Source organism: Mesorhizobium sp. M7A.F.Ca.US.005.03.2.1 (assembly GCF_003997795.1).
GTDB lineage: Bacteria > Pseudomonadota > Alphaproteobacteria > Rhizobiales > Rhizobiaceae > Mesorhizobium > Mesorhizobium ciceri.
This window is the reverse complement of record NZ_RZRP01001045.1, coordinates 1-1,911: the sequence shown is the minus strand read 5'-3', so window position 1 is coordinate 1,911 and position 1,911 is coordinate 1. Positions and strand designations below refer to the sequence as shown.

3 protein-coding genes are annotated in these 1,911 nt (G+C 62.2%); 2 read left to right on the top strand and 1 reads right to left on the bottom strand.

Translation table 11 applies throughout. From position 1 onward, the window contains the following. On the top strand, positions 1-347 hold a 347-nt coding region (locus tag EN991_RS34380; RefSeq protein ID WP_206519311.1), incomplete at its 5' end, for a TatD family hydrolase. Between the two features lie 3 nt (positions 348-350). Further along, complete coding sequence (locus tag EN991_RS34375) at positions 351-1,178, top strand: MBL fold metallo-hydrolase (RefSeq protein ID WP_127370396.1); 828 nt, start codon at positions 351-353, stop codon at positions 1,176-1,178. 4 nt (positions 1,179-1,182) lie between these two features. On the opposite strand, the gene EN991_RS34370 is transcribed toward EN991_RS34375, so the two are convergent. Beyond that, the coding region (locus EN991_RS34370; RefSeq protein WP_164769599.1) for a GNAT family N-acetyltransferase at positions 1,183-1,911 on the bottom strand (729 nt) is incomplete at its 5' end.

Below are 1,911 nucleotides of genomic sequence, written 5' to 3'. Positions count from 1 at the left end.
CCTTCATCCTGCATTGCTTTTCTTCCGGGCGCCGGCTTGCCGAGGTGGGCGTCGCTCTCGGTGGCTACGTGTCGTTCTCGGGCATCCTGACCTTCAAGAATTCAGCTGAGTTGCGTGCCATTGCCGCCGATGTCCCGCATGCCCGATTGCTGGTCGAAACCGATGCGCCCTATCTGGCGCCCGTGCCGTTTCGGGGCAAACGCAACGAGCCCGCCTATGTCGCCCATACCGCCAAGGTGCTGGCCGAAACGATCGGGGTAAGCGAAGCTGAAATCGCCGATCTGACCACAGATAATTTCTTCCGGCTGTTCGGCAAGATGCCGCGGCCTGCAGAGCAAAGTGCCTGAACGATGACTGACCGGCTGCGCCTCACCATTCTCGGCTGCGGCTCGTCCCCAGGTACGCCGCGCATCACCGGCGATTGGGGCAATTGCGACCCCGACAACCCCAGGAACCGGCGCACCCGTGCCGCCGCGATCCGCTCGACGAGCGCGGCGAACGGCAGCCGAACGACTGTCGTCATCGACACGGGGCCGGATTTTCGGCAGCAGATGCTGCTGGCCGGCGTTAAACGTGTCGATGCGGTCGTCTATACCCACCCGCATGCCGACCATATCCATGGCATCGACGATCTGCGCGGTTTCGTCCTCGATCAGCGCCAGCTCATCGACGTCCATGCCGACAGGGCGACGATGCTTCGGCTGCGGGAAGCGTTCGGATACTGTTTCGAGACGCCGCAAGGCAGTTCCTATCCGCCGATCGTCAGGCCGCATCTCATCGAGCACACCAGGCCGGTGGTCGTCGAAGGAGAGGGGGGTACCCTCACCCTCGAGCCGCTGCCGCAGATCCACGGCGACATCGTATCGCTCGGTTTCCGCATTGGCGGTCTCGCCTATTGCCCCGACATCAGCGACTTTCCGGAACCCACCGCCGAACGGCTGGGCGACCTCGACGTGCTGATCATCGACGCGCTGCAGTACCGGACGCATCCAAGTCATCTGTCACTTGGCGAAGCGCTCGAATGGATCCAGCGGCTGGCGCCGATACATGCGGTGCTGACACATATGCACGTGCCGCTCGACTACGTCTCGGTGATGGCCGAGACACCAGCCAATGTCGAACCCGCCTATGACGGCATGGTTATAGAAATCCCTTATGAATCAGCACGATGCGAATAGAGCTTCATGAGGGCTTTCGGCTCCTTGGTGCAAATATCAGCAGCGTTCCGATCCGCTCGTAGCCCATCCGGGGATAAAGCAGCGCCCCGGCATGGGTTGCTGCCAGCACCGAGTACCTTGACCCGCGCGCGCGATCGTCGTGCAACATTTTCGATATCAAAGCCTGACCAATGCCGCGACGCCGGTGCGACGGCTCGACATACATGCTCGAACACCAGGTGGCTCCCACGGCATCCAGGCTGCGAACGCGCCCAACGATGTCGGCGCCGTCGATTGCCACATACTGGCGGAACGGCGCGGTGTCGCCGAGCAAATCGTCTGGGATCGGCTGCCTGCGGATGATCTTTCCCAACTGTGCCGCCCGTTCGGCCGTCTGCACGCGTTCGACCGAAGCAATCGATGGCGGGTTCGGAATCCGGTGCAATCGGTGGACGAAAAAGCCTTCGGTCCGCAGCAGCCGGTAGCCGAGAGCTTTGTAGGCGGTTCGTGTCGGCCCGTCCGGATCGTCGTTCGCGATCACAACGGAAATGGCAAAGCCCGGCCGTGCATGCTGCCGCACGACGGCATCGGTCTCTTGAGCGGCGACGTCATGGACGACCCATTCTTCGCCGCGGTAATCGCGAGGATTCTTGCGTTCGGCATCGCGCATCAACCACAATGGTCCAACGCGGCTGGCCTCGTAAGGAAAGGTGCGGCTCCTATCAGCGCTGAAGCCATGCACGAACACTTCGAT